At 35.3% G+C, this 19846-nt stretch carries 22 protein-coding genes and 1 pseudogene; 22 read left to right on the forward strand and 1 reads right to left on the reverse strand.

Annotated elements, in window-relative coordinates:
• Positions 1-28: 28 nt before the first annotated feature.
• From SJY45_RS09865 to SJY45_RS09925, 13 genes and pseudogenes are all read left to right on the forward strand, one after another.
• On the forward strand, positions 29-1096 hold the full coding sequence (locus SJY45_RS09865) for a tyrosine-type recombinase/integrase (RefSeq protein ID WP_400070390.1): 1068 nt from the start codon (positions 29-31) through the stop codon (positions 1094-1096).
• Positions 1097-1099: 3 nt separating this feature from the next.
• Positions 1100-1801 (forward strand): hypothetical protein, encoded by a 702-nt coding sequence (locus SJY45_RS09870; RefSeq protein WP_400070392.1) that lies wholly within the window; start codon positions 1100-1102, stop codon positions 1799-1801.
• A gap of 80 nt (positions 1802-1881) precedes the next feature.
• Entirely contained in the window at positions 1882-2187 is a 306-nt protein-coding gene (locus SJY45_RS09875; RefSeq protein WP_400070394.1) for a DNA-binding protein, read from the forward strand.
• On the forward strand, positions 2184-2501 hold the full coding sequence (locus tag SJY45_RS09880) for a hypothetical protein (protein ID WP_400070396.1): 318 nt from the start codon (positions 2184-2186) through the stop codon (positions 2499-2501). Before SJY45_RS09875 ends, SJY45_RS09880 begins: the two co-directional genes overlap by 4 nt.
• A 40-nt stretch (positions 2502-2541) precedes the next feature.
• Positions 2542-3495, forward strand: coding sequence for a hypothetical protein (locus SJY45_RS09885; protein ID WP_400070398.1), 954 nt, complete (start codon positions 2542-2544; stop codon positions 3493-3495).
• Positions 3496-3768: 273 nt separating this feature from the next.
• A complete protein-coding gene (locus SJY45_RS09890) occupies positions 3769-4326 on the forward strand; it encodes a hypothetical protein (protein WP_400070400.1) in 558 nt (185 codons plus the stop codon).
• Positions 4327-4511: 185 nt separating this feature from the next.
• A complete protein-coding gene (locus SJY45_RS09895; protein WP_400070402.1) occupies positions 4512-6023 on the forward strand; it encodes an HNH endonuclease signature motif containing protein in 1512 nt (503 codons plus the stop codon).
• A gap of 38 nt (positions 6024-6061) precedes the next feature.
• Entirely contained in the window at positions 6062-7000 is a 939-nt protein-coding gene (locus SJY45_RS09900; protein ID WP_400070404.1) for an adenine-specific methyltransferase EcoRI family protein, read from the forward strand.
• Between the two features lie 90 nt (positions 7001-7090).
• On the forward strand, positions 7091-8194 hold the full coding sequence (locus SJY45_RS09905; protein WP_400070406.1) for an HNH endonuclease family protein: 1104 nt from the start codon (positions 7091-7093) through the stop codon (positions 8192-8194).
• A 272-nt stretch (positions 8195-8466) separates the two neighbouring features.
• Positions 8467-8700 (forward strand): annotated as a pseudogene (locus tag SJY45_RS09910) (lysine--tRNA ligase); the annotation flags it as partial.
• Positions 8701-8861: 161 nt separating this feature from the next.
• Complete coding sequence (locus SJY45_RS09915) at positions 8862-10292, forward strand: DASS family sodium-coupled anion symporter (protein WP_215438157.1); 1431 nt, start codon at positions 8862-8864, stop codon at positions 10290-10292.
• A gap of 177 nt (positions 10293-10469) precedes the next feature.
• Entirely contained in the window at positions 10470-11702 is a 1233-nt protein-coding gene (locus SJY45_RS09920; protein ID WP_400070408.1) for a DUF4198 domain-containing protein, read from the forward strand.
• Entirely contained in the window at positions 11703-12389 is a 687-nt protein-coding gene (locus SJY45_RS09925) for a HupE/UreJ family protein (RefSeq protein ID WP_400070410.1), read from the forward strand.
• Between the two features lie 125 nt (positions 12390-12514).
• On the opposite strand, the gene SJY45_RS09930 is transcribed toward SJY45_RS09925, so the two are convergent.
• Positions 12515-12922, reverse strand: a complete 408-nt coding sequence (locus SJY45_RS09930) for a hypothetical protein (RefSeq protein ID WP_400070412.1) — start codon at positions 12920-12922, stop codon at positions 12515-12517.
• A 462-nt stretch (positions 12923-13384) separates the two neighbouring features.
• Between SJY45_RS09930 and SJY45_RS09935 the strand changes: the two genes are divergently transcribed.
• The 9 genes from SJY45_RS09935 to SJY45_RS09975 all read left to right on the forward strand — a co-directional run bounded on the left by SJY45_RS09935 (position 13385) and on the right by SJY45_RS09975 (position 19843).
• Positions 13385-15880 carry a zinc-dependent metalloprotease gene (locus SJY45_RS09935; RefSeq protein WP_400070414.1) on the forward strand — a complete coding sequence of 832 codons (2496 nt, stop codon included), beginning with the start codon at positions 13385-13387 and terminating at the stop codon, positions 15878-15880.
• Positions 15877-16461, forward strand: coding sequence for a Crp/Fnr family transcriptional regulator (locus SJY45_RS09940; protein WP_400070416.1), 585 nt, complete (start codon positions 15877-15879; stop codon positions 16459-16461). Before SJY45_RS09935 ends, SJY45_RS09940 begins: the two co-directional genes overlap by 4 nt.
• Positions 16462-16548: 87 nt before the next feature.
• The gene (locus SJY45_RS09945; RefSeq protein WP_400070418.1) at positions 16549-16899 is read left to right on the forward strand and encodes a YciI family protein; all 351 of its coding nucleotides are present in this window, start codon (positions 16549-16551) and stop codon (positions 16897-16899) included.
• Between the two features lie 13 nt (positions 16900-16912).
• Positions 16913-17356, forward strand: coding sequence for a DUF1569 domain-containing protein (locus tag SJY45_RS09950; RefSeq protein WP_400070420.1), 444 nt, complete (start codon positions 16913-16915; stop codon positions 17354-17356).
• A gap of 4 nt (positions 17357-17360) precedes the next feature.
• The gene (locus tag SJY45_RS09955) at positions 17361-18005 is read left to right on the forward strand and encodes a hypothetical protein (RefSeq protein WP_400070422.1); all 645 of its coding nucleotides are present in this window, start codon (positions 17361-17363) and stop codon (positions 18003-18005) included.
• A 191-nt stretch (positions 18006-18196) separates the two neighbouring features.
• Positions 18197-18352, forward strand: coding sequence for a hypothetical protein (locus tag SJY45_RS09960; RefSeq protein WP_400070424.1), 156 nt, complete (start codon positions 18197-18199; stop codon positions 18350-18352).
• Between the two features lie 173 nt (positions 18353-18525).
• A complete protein-coding gene (locus tag SJY45_RS09965; RefSeq protein ID WP_400070426.1) occupies positions 18526-18972 on the forward strand; it encodes a hypothetical protein in 447 nt (148 codons plus the stop codon).
• 99 nt (positions 18973-19071) lie between these two features.
• On the forward strand, positions 19072-19581 hold the full coding sequence (locus SJY45_RS09970) for a MepB family protein (RefSeq protein ID WP_400070428.1): 510 nt from the start codon (positions 19072-19074) through the stop codon (positions 19579-19581).
• A 22-nt stretch (positions 19582-19603) separates the two neighbouring features.
• Positions 19604-19843, forward strand: coding sequence for a DUF1059 domain-containing protein (locus SJY45_RS09975; protein ID WP_215913951.1), 240 nt, complete (start codon positions 19604-19606; stop codon positions 19841-19843).
• The last annotated feature ends 3 nt before the right edge of the window (positions 19844-19846 follow it).

Raw genomic sequence — 19846 nt, forward strand, 5'->3', positions numbered from 1 at the left:
TTATTTTTAATGGATAATAACAATACACATGGCAGTAAATATCATAAAGAAATATTCAGGCAACCCTAAGCTTTCACAAAAGCGTAGACCTTATAAATATCAATTAGATTATAAGTTGAATGGTAAAAGAAAAAGAGAAACTATAAAAGAGGTGATATTTCTACCTACCGACAGCAGAGATGTAAGGAAACAAAAAGATAGAGTAGTAAATAATATAAAAGCAAAATTAGAAATTGACCTCGCAAATCAATCCAGTGGATTAATCTCACGTGACCTCAATAAAGCAAGTTTTATCAATTTCTTTCAGTCTATCTTAGAAACCAAGACTCCTAATACAAAGGGTACATGGGATAACACCCTTAAACACATCATTGCATTTCATGGTGAAAAGTTGAGGTTTGTAGATATCTCAGAAAATTGGTTGGAAAATTTTAAAAACTATTTACTAGAAAATGTATCTCAGAATTCTGCACGAACTTATCTGCAAAAAGTAAGTACAGCATTGAATCTTGCTGTTAAAAAGAAAATAATTTTTGAGAATCCTCTAAAATTTATAGACAGACCAAAACTAGAGGAACAGGAAATGGTTTATTTAACAGAGGATGAGGTAAGACAAATAATTGCAACTGACTTTTACGATAATCAAGTTAAAAATGCATTCCTTTTCGGCTGTTACACTGGATTAAGATTTTCAGATTTAAAACGACTTAAATGGCAAAATATTAGAGGGAATACAATTCAACTGACTCAAAAAAAGACTAAGGCATCAATCTATATTCCCTTAAATAATAATGCCAAGGGAATACTTGCCAGTCAAAAAAAGACTTCCGAAAAAATTTTCAATTTATCGAACCACAACAGATCTTGCAATAGAACATTAGAGAAATTGATTAAAAAAACTACAATAGATAAAAAAGTAACTTTTCACTCCTCAAGGCACACCTTCGCTACATTATTAATAACTTCAGGAGCAAATATCTTTACAGTTTCAAAATTATTGGGTCATAAGGATATAAAAAGCACTCTAGTTTATGCTAAGGTGATAAATGAAGAAAAAGAAAGAGCAATTAACTCAATGCCAGAATTCAATATCTAAAAAATGACATTTGAAGAGATAGATGCAAAAATAAAACGATTAGAAAAAAATATAATCACAGATTTCGAAGAAAGACTAATCTATAAAAGATTAGAGGATTTCTATGAAGTTAGCAGCGATTATGACACGAGAGTACCAGACGAATTTTACTACATGGAATTATTGATTATTGATGAAGATGAGGTAATCAGTCTTCTAGATGAAATTCGTTATTGTGATAAAACTTTTCATAGCTTACAATATAGGTTGATTAAATTAAAGAGAATAATTGACAATAGACTTGCTAATACAAGCGAAGAACTAATAACTATTGATAGTCGCAAACAGAGAAGAATTAGTCATTTTCAATTAGATTCCTCGATAAACATAAAAGATTTCACAGATAATCTTTACGGGTACCTTAGGAAATATCATTTCATTGAATGTTTAAAGGATGAATTTCAAAGTATTTTTGAACGTGGTGAAACCAAATTCAAAATCAAATGGCTGGGTACTGAGTTAGAATTAACATCTCTAATAAACAAATTGATTGAATATAATCTACTGGAAAAAGAAACGCATAGTTATAAATACCATTTAATTGCAAAGTACTTTATTAATAAGAGAAACAATCAATTTAAAGAAAAGCAATTAAGTTCGGTTTATTCAGAAAAAAAGGATTCTCTTTCTTTTGAGAATCCAATCAATATGTATTTCGAAAATTAAGTACTTACTTATTTCTCATTTCCTACTTATCAATACCCTCACAACAACTTCCCATCTTCGTCATATCAAAACTGAAAGATATGACAACAATTATCAAAGAACTTATTAATGAACTCCGCGCCATACGAAGAGAGATTATGGCCATCAAATATTCTAAAAAAGAAATTTACACCCTAAAAGAAGCAGCTATAGTCATAGGAGTAAGCCACTCATATATGCAAAAACTCGTTGCAGGAAATCAAATTTCTTATTCCAAACCTAATGGTAAATTAATTTTTATTCAAAAGATTGATCTATACAATTTCATCTCGCAAAATCACATTTCAAGTAAGGATGAGATAGACACTTTTGTTGCTGATTTATTGGTTCAAAAAAAGATGTCATGATGGAAGTCTCAAAAACTGAACTAGTTAAAAAAGGAAGACCTTATACAGTTACTAATATCAATCTGTATAATAAAGTGTACCTCAGAAAAGATAAAAAATACTTATTCATTAGATTGAAAACGGAAAAATCACAACGATGGCAAAAGTTAAGATTGAATCGTTTTTACGGCAAACAATTATGGTATGGTAAATACTTTGATAAAGAAAGCCTACTGGTGATAGATTTCCATGAAAAAGATAAACCCATAGAACTAACCATTTTTCATTCACAATGGCATTATCGGGTAATCCTATTAACATCCTTAATCCCCTAAACAATAATAACATAACTAATTATCATAAAGAAGAAATATTATGATTGATACCATTACAGGTTATATAGAATTACAAAGAACCAAATTTGAGGATATAGAGCATTTATTAGCAGATGCAACCAAAAGAGAAAAGGATAATTGCACCATATACTTTTGCTCAGTGTCAAATTTTAAAATCAGGATATTAATAGATTCCAATTTAAAACCTTATAAACTAACATTCAATGGCTCTTTGCCTAAACTATACTTCGGTAATAATATCGAAACTCTTGATATAAGAACAACAAAACTAGCCATAGATAAACTTAGTGAGAAACTAGCAGTCAATTTAACTAAAGCCAGAATAACAAGGCTAGATTTTGGTTTGAACATATCGGTAAATCATCCTGTATATGAATACATCTCATCAATACAATCATATCCAAGATTAAAATATTGCAGATATCATGAATCTATTTTGTTCTACTCTTTGAAAGGTTCTAAAGCTTTAACATTTTATGACAAAATAAATCAAGTAAAAAACCGCGACTCTCCAATATTCAATAATCTACCAAAGCACATTAAAGATTTAAACCTATTAAGATTCGAAGTAAGATTCAAAAAAGATTTAAAGAAGAATCTAGACACTAAAAATCTAAGGGTAAAAGATTTATATCAAGAAAGATTTTATTCTATGTTGAAACAACTTCTGATTAAAACCTTCAAAAAAGTTCATATTATGGATTCGAACAATGTTCCTAAACAGATATTACAAAGACATAATGGGCTAAAAAATTTTCTTTCTTACCATGGCTTAGTATATCTGGGCTACAACAAGGTTCTAAATATAATATCAACTCAAAAATTCGATGAGAAAAATGAAGCTGTGAAACGAAGCAGACTTAAGAAACAATTGAAAGGAATTACAAATTTACAGGAAGGCTCTAAAACCGCAACAGTTAATTTGAAAAATGAATTAAGAGACAAACTGAATCTGTCACTCAAGGCTTTATAATCGTATCCCCCATCTATCTTTAAACATTGCTTTTCTTTTTAGATACGGTGTGCCTCTCGAAATACCACAACTTTTTCCACGCATTAAGGGTAATTCATTTGTATACACGATTTTGGCTATTTTACGGTTTTCCGTAAAACTTATATATAAATAACCACTATTTTTAGGGAAATTATATTCATTCTAATGAAATTCCTTAAACATTACTCTTCAATAATCCTTCTAAGCTTGTTTTCCTTAACTCTAGTCAACTGTATTGACGAATCCAGGTATATGATAGACAGAGTAAGAGAAGAAGAGAATACGGATGCCGAAATTGAACCTATCGATTTCAGCAGGATAAAAATGAGCACCGCAGAAAAAAAGAGAGAAAAATGGCTTAGAACGTATCGGATGCTACAAAACATGGAAGATGGCGACACTACAACTATTTCCAACGGAAAAGCGTTAAGAAAACAAAGAACAGAAGAACAGATAAAAGAAGATGAATATTTTATTAAAAATTCAAATTTATTTGAACCAACAGTGGACCTACCAAGCAACGAAGAACTTGAATACTCCGAAAAATGGAAAATAGAGGCATACAAAGCCACAAAAGAATTCATTAAAAAAGGTATTAATAAAAAACCTAATTGTAAGGTAATTGCTGAGGGCATTTATGAGAGTAATATCGTCCGTTATATTGGGAGTCAAACCTTTCAAGTGAGAGTGTTCTTTAAATTTAATTGTAACGAAGGATACAACAACCCTTCATATTTCTGGACAGAATCTACACTAAATAAGTATGGCAAGTGGTCAATAAGATTGATTGACCAACAGTTTGCTGATTAGCATTATTGATATAGTCAAGTAGCCATACTACTTTTTTTAGGGAAAGCTACAAATGCACTTAGAATTATATAAAAATTGGTACTTTTCCTAAGAAAAGATCGCTATTTAGAGCAAACCCATATTATTTCATCTTTTTATAAATACATAATTGTTTTCTAACTTACTCACTTTAACTTAAAATAATAATGGCGTCACTACTTAAAAGGCAGATTTCAGAAGATGAAAAAAAGAAGGTTTTAGAAATATATGGTAATAATTGTTTTGCAACTGGGCATCCAATTCATAGCGATGAAAACATTCAATTTGACCACATTAAAGCGTTTGCACAAAAAGGAGCTTCAGAAATTGATAACATTGCTCCAATGTGTGGGAAGCATAACAAACAAAAAGGACAATTATCTCTTTATGATTTTAAAATAAAATTAAAAATTGATGAATTCTTTGATAGCGGAGAAAACCTAACTTTAAAAGACGAATTAAATTATCTAAAATTAAAAAAAGAATTAAAGAGTTACGGTGAAACAATATCAATTATCAACCAAGAAGAGAACTCTATAAAAGTAGAAATTCTAGATAGGAATCAAGATTTCACCTTATATAATTGCCCTACGACAAATTGGAACTACTTTTATGCATCCCTACCAATAGAAATTTTAGATAGTGATGATGATGCTGATAATGAAATCGGACTACAACCAAGATATTTAATAAAAGAAAAAGTTTTTAATCTTTTTAGGCATTTTCAAAGACATCCAGTACTTCAACCATCAATATGCAGGATTTATAAGAACAGGATTTTAGTTTTTGATGGACAGCATAAAATAGCTGGATTATTATGGGGGGGAAGAAAAAAATTTGAATGCAAGGTATATCTCAACCCAGAACCCAATCTACTTAATAAGACTAACATTTCAGCTCATGATAAGTTTGCTCAAACAAGGTTTTTTTCGAGTATTATGGTAGCAAAATTAGGAGCTCAATTTGGCAGGGAATTTGAAGAATATAAAAGTCTAGAGGATGGTAAAACCAAATCCGAATTGGGCTTTTTAAACTATTTAAAAGAAAAAGAACAATTAACAAAGGCCGAGCTTAATAAGCGATTCAGAAGTTTCTTATATAATGCTATACTTGACGACGATAGTAATAAACTTGCAGACTTTGTATCAAAAGGGAATCGAAGTTCAGTAGAAACGCCAATAACAATGGATATGTTAGAGAAATCTATCTTTTCCAACTTTCTATTCCGCCAACCCGTAGAAACCGATATGACCACGGATAAATATATTCGTGAAATTGAGTTCAATAATCTTGTTAAACTTTTGAATATAATTTATGAAGAAAGTCTTTTGAATTGGGATAGTAAAAAAACAAATTCTGACCCAGTGCAATTAAAATTATCGAGAATTTTTCGTTCTAAATCGATAATATCATGGGCAGAAATTTTATTTGACTCTATATGTGCCAGTTTAAAGCTTTTTGATTCAGATGATAAACTAAAATCAATGCATAGAAGTCTTTCCGATAAAGACTTCGAAGCAATCAAGTTTAATATTAGAAGACTTGTAAATTGGAATGTTTGGGACAGTCCACTAAATTCAGATATTGATAGAATTCTTTCTGACAATAAGAGTGAAATAAAAAAATGGTATAAAGACAAAGGTCTAACGACCGGTTACCTGATGGGAGCGAGTGAATAATTTAGGTACAAACTAATTCAAAAAATCTAAAAATTTTTATGGCTAATAAAAATAAAGATTTGCACAAGGCAAAAAAGGCGAAAAAAGATGAATTTTACACACAACTTTCAGATATTGAAAGAGAGTTAAAACATTACAAATCTCATTTCAAAGGAAAGGTGGTTTACTGTAATTGTGATGACCCTAGAATCAGTAACTTTTTCCATTACTTTTCCTATAATTTCGAAAAATTAGGGCTTAAGAAGCTCATAACAACTTGCTATAAAAATCAGAATATAGACCTTTTTAGTCAGAATGATTCTGAGCAGGCGATTATGTTGGAATATACAGGCGATAAGAACAATAATAATGTCCCGGACCTTGAGGAAATAGGAATTGTTCATCTTAAAGGCGATGGTGATTTCAGAAGTCAGGAGAGTATTGAAATATTGAAACAGGCTGATATTGTTGTAACAAACCCACCATTTTCATTGTTTAGAGAGTATGTAGAGCAATTAGATGAATATGGCAAAAAATTCATAGTCATAGGGCATCAGAATGCTATTAAATATAATTCTATTTTCAAGCTAATTAAGCAAAATAAATTTTGGTTAGGTTATGGTTTTAAAGGTGGTGCCGCACATTTTATTAATAAGCATTATGAAAATTATGCTACTGCTGGAGAACGTATCGAAGGAATGATTAGAGTTTCAGGAGTTGTATGGTTTACTAACCTTGATATTAATAAGAGACATGAGGATTTACTGCTTTATAAAAAGTACTATGGCAATGAAGAAGAGTTTCCAAAGTATGACAATTATGATGCAATCAACGTTAGTAAAACTAAAGATATACCCGAGGATTATGAAGGTCATATCGGTGTACCTATCACCTTTATGAGTAAATATAATCCTGACCAGTTTGAAATTCTTGGAATATTTGATGATAAGAGGGAGAAATCAGAATGCATTTATTCAGGGAGAACCTACATACGTTGACGAACAGCATAAAAATTATGTGGGACCAGTTGTTAATGGTAAAGCACTTTATACTAGAATTATTATCAAAAACCTGAAAATAAGAAGGTAATGAATATAGAATTAAAGGAAATTACAGTCCGAGAATTAACTAACGGTTATCAAGATAATGAAGAAGCTGGCGTTATAGGTTACGGCGGTAAATTAGATATACGACCACCTTACCAACGTGAATTTATCTATAAAGACAAACAGCGTGATGCCGTAATAAATACAGTTGATAAAGGATTCCCTTTGAATGTTATGTATTGGGCTGTTAGAGAGGATGGAAACTATGAGGTTATCGATGGACAACAAAGGACAATTTCTTTATGTCAATTTGTGGAAGGTGATTTCTCTGTCGTTATTGGAGACACCCCAAGTCATAGGGCTTTTCACAACTTACAAGATAATGAGCAAGAGGATATCTTGAATTACAAATTAATGATTTACGTCTGTAGTGGAACGGATAGCGAAAAATTAGAATGGTTCAGAACCATTAATATCGCAGGGGAAAAACTCACGGACCAAGAATTAAGAAACGCAGTTTATTCAGGTTCTTGGGTAACTGATGCAAAAAGGTATTTCAGTAAAAATGGTTGTCCGGCTTATGGTATTGGTAGTGATTATTTAAATGGGTCACCTATACGGCAGGACTATTTTGAAACTGCAATTAAATGGATATCCAAAGGAAATATTGAGGTTTACATGTCGAACCATCAACATGACCCAAATGCATTAGCCTTGTGGCAATATTTCCAGAGTGTAATCACTTGGGTTGAAGGTACTTTCACAAAGAAGCGAACTAAGTTCATGAAGGGTGTCAATTGGGGTGCTTTATACAATAAATATAAAGATGAAGTTTTCGATACTAAAGCGATTGAAAAGGAAATAGCAGTACTGATTTCTGATGATGATGTTCAGAAGAAAAAAGGTATTTATCCGTATGTATTAACTAGAGACGAGCGGCATTTAGGAATTAGAGCTTTTTCGGATTCCATGAAACAAAAGGTATACGAAAAGCAAAAGGGCATCTGTGTTTCATGTGAAGAGCATTTTGATATTGCACAAATGGAAGGTGATCATATTACACCTTGGCACGAAAACGGTAAGACCGTTGAAGAGAATCTTCAAATGCTTTGTAAAGATTGTAATAGAAGAAAATCAGGCAAATAACAGTACAAAGTCAATATTATAGATAATTTGTAAAGAGCAACTATCTTTTTTTTAATCCAAGGCTTCGAAGATTTGGTATTAGTATCTATAAAAAATTCCGTAAGTCCTAATTAAAACAGACTACTAACGATTACCTTTCTTTTTAATATTTCAACTCAAAACTTACAAAGTAGCATTTTACAACTCATAACAGCTAGAATTTGTCACAATATTGTCACTATCTCTATATAAACAAAATTAAAGTGCTGAATTTAAATGTTTTGCAATTATAGGTATTATTCTTCCCGCAAATGAGACCGGAGAAAAAAGCGGTTGAGCTTACAGACGAGGAAAAAGCAATTGTTGCTCTTTTAAAACCTACTGGTGAAATGGACTTAGCTGAACTGAAGGCCAAAGCTGGACTAAGCGGCAAGAAATGGGACAAATCCATGAAGGCATTATCAAAACACGGACTTACTTCTGTTGTTGTTGATGGTGACAACAAAACAGTACAATTAAAACAGTAAAACTTTACTTCACTTAATATAAAAGAGCCAATTCATTCTAGATGAATTGGCTCTTTACTTCTATATCATATAATGTAGATTCCAAAGGGATTAAGGCAAGTTCATATTAATTTTCAAAAGAAAAAGAAAAAGTCTAGTTTTAGGAGCACCAATTCAAAACTATGGAATCCAGTAAAAAAGCGGGACTTTTTTTAGGCCCCATTCTTTTTTTCATTATTCGCTTTTTACCGTTTGACCTGGTCTCCGATAAAGGAGATGCCGTAATTGCCGTTGCCGTTTGGATGGTAGTTTGGTGGATTACCGAAGCGGTTTCCATCTCCGTAACCGCACTCCTTCCCTTACTCCTCTTTCCTATATTAAAGATTATGGATATTGGTGAGGTTGGGGCAAATTATGGAAGTCCTATAATTTTCTTGTTCTTTGGTGGTTTTGTTCTGGCCTTGGCTTTGGAAAAAGTGAATCTCCACAAACGCATTGCCCTGAATATTATAAAAATAACGGGTACTACTCCCAACAAAGTTGTCCTTGGTTTTATGATCGCCACGGCGGCATTGAGCATGTGGATCAGTAATACGGCCACTACCGTGGTCATGTTGCCCATTGCCATGTCCGTTATAAATCTTTTGGTGAACGATGCGGACGGGTTTACCAAAAGCGATAGGAATTTTGCCCTTTCGGTGATGTTGGGCATTGCCTTTTCGGCTAACGCAGGAGGTGTTGCCACAGTTATTGGCACCCCACCCAATTCGGTAATGATCGGTCTTCTAGAAAACGAATACAATATAGAAATCTCCTTTTTAAAGTGGATGGTCCTAGGCGTTCCATTCTCCGCCTTAATGATATGGATCAGTTATTTGGTTCTGGTAAAATGGATGTATCCCAATCGCGACCTTGTATTTTCGGCATCAAAAGACGTCATACATAATGAGTTAAGAAAATTAGGCCCCATGAGCGGAAAGGAAAAAATGGTCCTTGCTATTTTTGGTGTTACTGTTTTCCTGTGGATTTTTAGAACGGTCATAAACGGTATTTTCCCTGCCCTTAAATTAAACGACACCATGATCAGTATTATGGCCGCCATCGCTATGTTCGCCATACCCTATAATATGAAAAAGGCAGATTTTATCATTGAGTGGAAAGACACCCAAAAATTAGCTTGGGGCATCTTGATCCTCTTTGGTGGCGGATTGGCATTGGCCAAAGGCATGTCCGTAAGTGGTATTGTAGATATGGTTTCCGCGGCAATTGGAGACAGTAACGTTAGTATATTGTTTACGGCCATACTCCTTATTACCCTCATGCTCTTTATGACGGAGCTTATGAGTAACGTAGCCTTGATTGCTGTACTGGCCCCAGTAGTAGCGGGCATAGCCATTGGTTTGGATATTCCCGTTCTTTATTTGCTGATTCCCGTTACCATAGCCAGTAGTTGCGCCTTTATGCTTCCCATGGCTACCCCGCCCAATGCTATTGTATTTGCCAGTGGTTATGTAAAAGTGAACGAAATGGCCCGTGTGGGTGTTATCCTTAATATTATTGCTGTTGCCCTATTAGTTTTGATGTTTCAATTTGTAGTGCCTTTACTATTTTAAAATGGGCCAAACACCTAACCCTGTATCCATATTATCTTAAGGGAAGGAGTCATTACCACAAAAAGCCGGATTTTATGAGAAGTTCGGTCTGCTTGTTCCTTCATTTTGTTATTTTTATCAAATTCGATATAACGAAAAAATAGCGTTACCACTTATCCACTAATTTAATCGCTCTTGATGAAAAAAATAGTTCTCCCACTACTAGCTCTAGTACTGTTCAGCAGTCATATCATGTATTTGAAATTGGATTCTTATTTTCTAAAACCTAACAAATCTGCAACGATCCAACTGTTTAATGGCACTTTTGACAAGAGTGAAAATGTAATAGACAGAGATCGCATGCTAGATGTTAGCCTGCTAAACAATGGTAAAAGAATTAAAGTAGACGAATCTCAGTGGAGCGAAAAGGATAGCATTACTTTTTTAAACTTCAGAACTGGTGAACCCGGTACTTATGTGGTAGGAGTTTCTACAGCGACTAGATCTATTGAAATGGATGCCGAAGCATTCAACACCTATTTGGAACATGAAGGCATACAAGATATGCTAGCATGGAGACGAGACAATGATGCTTTAGAAAGCGATGCCAATGAGCGATATTCCAAACATGTAAAAACTATTTTTCAAGTTGGGGACAAACGGACGGATGATTGGCAGAAAGAACTAGGGTACCCCATTGAATTTATACCACTTGATAATCCGTATGAATTGAATACTGGAGACGATTTTAAATTTAAACTGTTATTCAAGGGAAAACCTTTAGCAAACCAACTAGTATACGCCAATTACAAAGGCAGTTCGGAAGAACACAGTCATGGAACGGGCGAGAATGCCCATAGCCATACCAGTAATCCTGAAGCCAATACTCCAGAAAACAACGAGACAAATCATAGCCACGACCACAACAAGGAAGAAGTACATAGTCACGAAAAAAAACAAGAAAAACATAGTCACAATCATAAAAAGAAAGAAGGTCATAGCCATGGAAAAGGGGAAGAAACTCATAGCCATGATCATAACACGAAAGAAAATCATAGTCATGGCACAACCCAAGAAACCCATAGCCATGACCCTAAGGAAGAAAACGCCCATAGTCATGATCCAGAGGTGAGCGGCCACACCCACACTTCCGGACAGCAGCTCAGAACCGATTCTCAAGGAATGGCAACCGCTAAACTTACCGCAGATGGAATCTGGTATTTACAGACCATTCATCTACAAAACCTGGAAGAGGAAGAAATTACACATGAGTCTAACTGGTCCACCCTAACCTTTGAAGTTTCTCACGCGCATGGAGCGGATACACATACCCATGCCCCTGTAGAAGAAGAAATCCCTTCTTACGTTTATTGGGTAAGCAGCTTATTTTTAGTAGCTATATTATTCTTTTGGTTTAACAGAAAACAATAAATGAACCCACTTTTAAAAAAACTTCCGGTAACATTACTATTTCTGCTTACTCCGTTTTTATTGGCTGCTCACGGCGTAAGTTCAGAAGACCAACAAATACTCAATAATGGTGGTTTGCTCTCTTACATTTATGTTGGGGCCAAACACATGGTTACCGGGTATGACCACCTTTTGTTTTTAGTGGGGGTAATTTTTTATTTAAGCGGATTTAAAGACATCGTACGCTTTATTACCGTCTTTACCATAGGACATAGTGTAACCCTAATTGGGGCCACCTACTTAGGCATTAAGGCAGATGAACATTTAATAGATGCCGTTATTGCCTTGAGTGTCCTCTACAAAGGGTTCGAGAATTTGGGCGGTTTTAAGAAGTACTTAAAATTTGAATCGCCCAACCTTTTATTGATGGTCTTTATTTTTGGGCTTATCCATGGTTTTGGCCTATCAACTAGACTACAGTCTTTTGATGTAGGAAGTTCTCAGTTTCTTGCAAAAATCGTCAGTTTTAATATTGGAGTGGAATTGGGACAGATTTGTGCATTGATTCCCATTGTTTTTATAATCACACAGTGGAAATCCAAAAAGAGTTTTTCCGCTTTTTACAAAGCGGCCAATGTCTACCTCATCATTGCAGGAATAGGCCTATTTATCTATCAGATATACGGTTATTACTATGGAGGCCACTAAACAACTCATAAACATGCACTTGCATATTTTCTAAAACAACAAAATTAGGAACCACACATAGATAAAAAACAAAACCCCTGATTTCAACAGGGGTTTAGCTAGCTAATTCAAATAATTTACAATGGTTAATTGTTCCTTATATACGGGTCAAACCCGCTAGGTAGATGTTTTTTTGTATCAAAATCTAGAGCAATTTCATCATTCTCGTCAATATAATTGAACCCTTCAACATTTTCAGGGAATGCATACGCATCAAAGCTCTGTGGAAGGTACTTTTCCGTATTGATGTTAACCTCAGATTCGGCCTCAATAAAACTAATTGCATCTAAATTGACATAGATGTCATTGGCATCAAAATCTTCCGGTAAATAATCCGCAGTATCAAAGCCTAAATCAAAATAGGTATCCTCATCTATATAGTTTATAGAATGAATAACCGTCTCATCTTTTTCGGTCAAAGGGTTAGCTGCAAAAACTCCGTTTGCAAATATAAGACCCAATAGCATACTTATTTTTAAACTCTTCTTGTTCATAACGTTGTAGGTTTGTTTAAGAGTCTATATAACGCAGAAACATCTCTTTATTGTTCTTTTTATTTTGTGGGAGCTTTCCTAAAAACAGTGAAATAATCATATTCTCAAAAAGTGGATTAAAACGATATGAACTTCGCATTTTAACATCTTTCAATTTGTCATACACGCACTTAATCTAATGTATTTTTACGTCGAAAAAATTCACATTTTATTTCCGTTATATTGCACCTAACAAGCAGAGTATTAGCTAATCGGAGTTTTTAGGCCTTACACCGGAGTCTAGAAAAGGGAAATAATTGAAATTAGGAAAGCTGCTTCGGCCTATATCATCAAAATCACTTTAAACAAACCTTAAAAGATAAAGCATCTAAAAATATTATATTTACAAACATTAGTAGGAATCATCTTTATAGATGACTTCTCTTTTTTAAGTATAGTACTCAAAACTCTAACCAAAATTACATGCTCAAAACAGTTTTTACCCGATTGGTTTTTTCTTTATTAGTTATATGTTCCCTATCTGCGGAAGCACAAATTTTCAAAAAGAAAAAAGACAACACTGAAAAGACGGACAAAAAAGGAGACGACAAAAAGGACAAAATAAAACCTTACAATAAGGTAATTACCAAAGATGCCAAAACGGATAAAGGGCTTTTTGATGTGCATGTGGTTGATGAAAATCACTTTTATGAAATACCGGATTCCCTTTTCAGCAAGGAAATGTTGATGGTAAGCCGCATCTCAAAAACAGCTACAGGCATTGGTTTTGGTGGAGGAAAAATTAATACCCAAGTACTCCGTTGGGAAAAAAAGCCCAAAAAAGTTTTACTTCGTGTGGTAAGCCATGGTGTTGTTGCCGCAGATTCCCTACCCGTTCATGAAGCTGTTGTAAACTCCAATTTTGAGCCTGTACTCTTTGCCTTTGATATCAAGGCCATTAAAAAGGATACCGTTAACCCGTCTACGGTAATTCAGGTAAACGAACTTTTTGAAAAAGATGCTCAAGCCTTGGGAATGCCCGACTTTTACCGGGAAAAATATAAAGTATCACGTTTAGATGAAGCTAGAAGCTATATTGAGGCTATTAAAAGTTACCCTTTAAATGTAGAAGCACGTCACGTAAAAACCTACTTGGCAAAAAAACCGCCCAGTAACGGTAGTTTGGGTTCAATTTCCATAGAAATCAATAATTCTATGATTCTTCTTCCCGAAGAACCCATGAGACGTCGGTATTTTGACGAGCGCGTTGGTTGGTTTGCCAGTGCTCAAACAGATTATGGTCTGGACGTTCAAGAAAGTAAAACCGTGAAGTTTTTGGACCGGTGGCGTTTGGAAGTAAAGGATGAAGATTTAGAAAAATTCAAAAATGGAGAATTGGTTGAGCCCAAAAAGCAGATTGTATATTATTTAGATAGAGCTACTCCAAAAAAATGGATTCCTTATATCAAACAAGGTATTGAAGATTGGCAGGTGGCATTTGAAGAGGCCGGTTTTAAAAACGCCATTGTTGCCAAGGAACCCCCAACCGTTCTCGAGGACCCGGATTGGTCTCCGGAAGATGTACGTTATTCCGTGGTACGGTATCTGGCATCACCTATTCCCAACGCCAACGGCCCACATGTAAGCGACCCACGAAGTGGTGAAATCTTAGAATCGGATATCAACTGGTACCATAATGTTATGACCTTGTTACGCAACTGGTTCTTTGTTCAGACGGCTGCAATAAATCCAGATGCCCGCGGAACCGAATTTAAAGATGAAGTTATGGGGCGTTTGATCAGGTTTGTTTCCGCTCATGAGGTGGGGCACACCTTAGGTCTACCCCACAATATGGGAAGTAGCGTTGCATATCCGGTAGATTCTCTTCGTTCGGCATCGTTTACCGAGAAATACGGTACGGCACCATCCATTATGGATTACGCCCGTTTCAACTATATAGCCCAACCGGAAGATGGTGATGTGGCCCTAATGCCCAATATTGGAATCTATGACAAATATGCTATTAAATGGGGGTACAAGCCTATTTTAGACGTTTCCACTGAGGAAGAAAATAAGATTTTAGACACTTGGATTTTAGAGCACGCCGGAGACCCCTTATATCGTTTTGGACATCAACAGGTAGGAGATGTAGTTGACCCTAGTTCGCAAACAGAGGATTTAGGCGATGACGCTATTAAAGCCAGCCAATACGGTATAGAAAACTTAAAGCGCATAGTTCCCAACCTTATTACATGGACCAAAGAAGACGGTAAAACCTATGAAGACCTAGACAAATTATACGGTCAGGTTATTGCGCAGTTTAACCGTTATATGGGGCATGTATCAAACAATATTGGCGGTGTTTATGAATACCATAAAACTTATGACCAAGAAGGTGCCGTTTACATTCCAGTCACTAAGGAACATCAGCAAAATTGTATGTCTTTTTTACAAGAACAACTTTTTACCACACCCCAGTGGCTTATTGATCAAAACATCTATAACAAGATTCAATACTCAGGTTTTGTGGAAAAAATTAGGGCCACACAAACCAAAACTTTGGACAACATCCTAAGTTTAGGAAAACTACAGCGTTTGGTGGAAAACGAAACCGCCAATAAAGCGGAAGCCTATAGTTTAACGGATATGATGAACCAACTGCGTAACGGCATCTGGTCAGAACTTAATACCGGAAGCGCTATTGACACCTATAGAAGGAACTTACAAAAGGCACACGTTGAACGCTTAAATTACCTAATGACCGCAAAAGACCAAAAGAAACAACCGGACTTTGGCGGCTATCAAAAATCAACAGTGGTGAATACCAACCAATCGGACATTCGTTCAGTAGCACGTGGTGAGTTACGGAGTATACAACGAATTATCCAAAATGCTATTGGCCGTACCTCCGATACCATGAGCAAATATCACTTAGAGGATGTAAACGGGCGTATAGAGCAAATATTAGAGCCAAAATGAAAAGCAAAGGCCATTTTCTAAATAACATATTCAAGCCTTCCGATTTTTCCGATGAAGAACTTGCTGCGATTATTCCTAAGTTTAAAAAAGTGGCTTTCTCCAAGAACGACTTTATATTAGAACAAGGGAAAACCGAAAACCACTATTGGTTTATTGAAAGTGGGTTTGTACGTTCTTATGTGGTGAATACTGAAGGCAAAGACATCTCCACGAACTTTTATACTGTTGGCGATATTGTTATTGATTGGACTTCTTTTTTCCTTAGAAATCCTACTAGAGAAAACATTCAAGCTTTGACGGATTGCGTATGCTGGCAATTAGATTTTGATACTTTTCAGGAACTTTTTCATAGCATACGCAGTTTTAGGGAACAAGGACGTACAACTTTGGTAAACAGTTATTTCTCGTTAAAAGAACAAAGCGTAGCTATGATCGCTGATCAAGCTTCTCAGCGGTATCTGAAGCTCTTAAAGGAAAAACCACATATTATTCAGAACATTTCGCTTAAACATATTGCCACATATTTAGGTGTTACGGACACTTCTTTAAGCCGAATTAGAAAAGAGATTTCCAGCGAATAGGTTTTCTTGCCCTATGACAAGTTTTATTTTTTGAAATGCAGGTAGCTTAGCCTCATTGAAATATATGAACCATAAAACTTTGAAACAATGGAAAATCTTCAAGACTTCATGTTGCTATTTCGGATGCAACCTAATGACCAACAACCCACATCTGACCAAATAAGCGAAATGCAGAAAAAGTGGGGTGCCTTTATTGGTGGCCTTGCCGCTCAGGCTAAACTTGTCAGCACTACCCGCTTGGCCTTTGAGGGTGTTTTAATCGATAATAAATTAAACGTTAGCACAGGAATTACCATTGCGGACAACGAAACGCTAAGTGGTAACATGGTCATTAAAGCCACCACATTTAAAGAGGCTACCAAAATAGCAAAAGGATGCCCCATTCTTTCCATGGGCGGTTCCGTAGAAGTACGAGGCATAATACCAATGGAAGCTTAAAACGCGACAAAAGATGAAAACAATTTTTGATAACAACACAGTTGCCGAATTGGTTGATAGAATAAATTCCCTGCAAGTACATCATCAGGCACAATGGGGCAAAATGAACGCTTACCAAATGCTAGAACATTGTACATTAAGCGAAGAGTTGTTCCATGGAAAAAAAAGCTACAAGCGCTTGTTCATCGGCAAACTGTTTGGCGGCATGGCATTACGCGGCATTGTAAAAGACGAGCAACCGATGAAGAAAAATCAACCTACCCATCCTGAGTTTAAAATTACCGGCACAGGCAACTTTGAAAATGAACGTAAAAAATGGATTGAATTGCTTCAAGCATATGACTCCTTTTCAAACCCTGATTTTGTACATCCATTTTTTGGAAAAATGACCAAGGAGCAAATTGGTGTTTTTGTTTACAAACATACGGACCATCATTTAAGGCAATTTAAAAGCTAGCACTATGCTACCATTTCTATTTATTGCAACAACCCTTTTGTCCCTAATTCTTTTCTATCAAGGAACAGGAAAGGATAAAAGGGTGCTTGTTTTTAGCATATTTTGGTTACTTAGTATAGGTCTAATTTCATATAATGGATACTTTGAAAACACCCAAGAAAAACCACCTAGGTTCATTTTTGCTGTTATCCCTACTATAATTGCCTCTATATGGTTTTATAGAACGATTGATTTAAACAGAATTAAACCTAAGTTTTTAGTGGCCGTTCATGTAGTCCGTATTCCAGTTGAACTCATACTTTTTGAATTGTTTCTTCAAAAGAAAGTTCCTCTTTTGATGACTTTTAAAGGGTGGAATTTTGACATTTTAATGGGAATATTGGCCACAACCATTCTTTTTTACATGCTGTACACGAAAAAGAATCCATCCAAATCTTTTATTTTGTCTTGGAATATTTTTGGCCTTCTTTTTCTAACGGCCATTGTCTTGATGGCCGTATTATCGTCTCCATTACCTATACAGTTACTTGCATTTGACCAACCCAATCTAGCAGTCTTACAGTTCCCTTACATCTATCTACCCACCTACATTGTTCCTGTTGTCTTTATATCTCACTTGTTAACTTTAAAAGATACGCTACACAGATAGCGCAAACTTGGCAGCAATTGTTTCAATTTAAAACAGTAAAGCATAGACGAAATACAGCGAACCTCGCCAAAGTGAATTTACAAACAACAAAATTGGGCTTGTTGACCACATCCTGAGCTCCCTTTGCAACAACCTGCAAAACTGCTTTCTTCTTTTACTTAACTTGGTATCAGAATCAAAAAATACATACCATGTCTCAAAAACTTAAAAGTTCTCTGTACCTAGCCGGATTCGTAATTGCTTCAGTAATATATTACAATCAAACCAATTCTGACCAGTCTCCCCAGACTGTAGAAATGGCTTCGGCGGACATTGAACAAGTTATGAGTCCTGAGGCATTGGATTAAAATACACACACATTGAACGACCTACTATGTGAGGGCGAAGAATTATTTCTTCGCCCTTTTTTTATACCCAAACCCCAGTCTCTCAGATGTTAATTATTACATAAATGAAATATCACTGTTAAACCTTCCACTACTTTTTCACTCTAAGGTGTATAAACAATAAATTAAAAAAGATGAAAAAGATACTTATAGCATTAGTATGTATGGTAGGGTTGACCGCAATGGCGCAAAGAGAAAAAGGTCACCACGGTAGAGATGGAATGAAAGATTTGACCGCTGAGCAAATAGCAACTTTACACACAAAAAAAATGACCTTGGCCTTGGACCTAACCCCGGACCAACAAACAAAAATGAAGGCCATTAACTTAGACGAAGCAAAACAGCGCAAGGCAAAACTAGAAGAACGTAAGGCCCAAAAAGAAGAAGGCGAACGCAAAAAACCAACATCTGAAGAGCGTTACGCCATGCAAAATGCCAAATTGGATAAGATGATTGCTCGTAAAGCACAAATGAAAGAGATACTCTCTACCGACCAATTTGAAAAATGGCAAAAAATGAACCATAAAAAAGGAAAGAGACATTCCAAAGAAGGAAGAGAAGGACGCAAAGCAAGAAAGTAGGGGGAAGTTTATTTATACAGTTGGGGTTGCACGCACATGCAGCCCTTTTTTTTTGCCCTATACCTAAACGGAGACTTTAGATTTCACTATTTTTAAGCCATGTCCATAAAAACCAATACAGAAGAACTTGAGGGTATTTTTAGTACGGTTTACCAAACTTCCAACCTGAACATCTCAAATTTTGAATTAGAACAGGAAAGTAAAGAGTATAAGGCCTGTAGATTTCAATTGAAAAACCATACCATTATCTGTAGAGATTCAAAAATTACTTCCAAAAAAGTGGGACAGTTCGTTACTTTTTGGAAGCGAATTGAAAATGGCCCTATTTCCCCATTTGAAGAGCAAGATACTTTTGATTATTTTATTATTAATGTACAGAAAGGCGATTTGTTGGGGCAATTTGTAATACCGAAAGAAGTACTGATAAAAAAAGGGATTATTTCTACCCAGAAAAAAGAGGGAAAACGGGGTTTTAGGGTATATCCACCATGGGACAAGGCAACAAGCAAACAGGCTACAATGACCCAAAAATGGCAATTACTTTACTTTCACGAAGCAAAAGACCAACCGGATTTACATGAAATACTCATCCAAAATAACGAACTTTAAGCAACTCTAAAATTCAAATAGTATGAAAAAGATGACATGTAAACAATTGGGCGGTGCCTGTGATGTGGAATTTTCGGCCAATACATTTGAAGAAATTGCCGAACTCAGCAAAAAGCACGGTATGGAAATGTTTCAGAAAAAAGATGGGGCCCATCTAAAAGCAATGGAAGAGATGCAAAATCTCATGAAATCTCCTAACGGTATGCAAGATTGGTTCGAAAATAAAAGAAAAGAATTTGCTACAATGCCGGATATTGAATAATCC

It is taken from the genome of Zobellia russellii (assembly GCF_044597075.1).
Taxonomy (GTDB): Bacteria; Bacteroidota; Bacteroidia; order Flavobacteriales; family Flavobacteriaceae; genus Zobellia; species Zobellia russellii.